Genomic DNA, 222 nt, shown 5'->3' on the forward strand with positions numbered 1-222 from the left:
TATCCTGCACATTCGAGGTAGGGAATTTTAGATTCTTTTTGAAAGTCATATTTAGCCATTTGTCCTTGACAGTTGTGACATTTAGGTGCAGGATAATCGAGTTTAGCGATGACTTCTTTATGCGTTCCAGCATCAAGATAATCTAAGATAATAATATTTTTGTCTTTAATTCCGAGTAAGTTTGTGATAAAATTTAATTGTTCCATAAGATTCTTTCTAATG

Annotated in this window: 1 pseudogene; it reads right to left on the reverse strand. The window is 32.0% G+C overall.

The features are described from left to right. Positions 1–206 (reverse strand): annotated as a pseudogene (locus ADH81_RS00100) (ISL3 family transposase); the annotation flags it as partial. Positions 207–222: the final 16 nt, after the last annotated feature.

Origin of the sequence: Streptococcus pseudopneumoniae (assembly GCF_001072925.1) — a bacterium.
GTDB classification, from domain to species: Bacteria; Bacillota; Bacilli; order Lactobacillales; family Streptococcaceae; genus Streptococcus; species Streptococcus pseudopneumoniae_Q.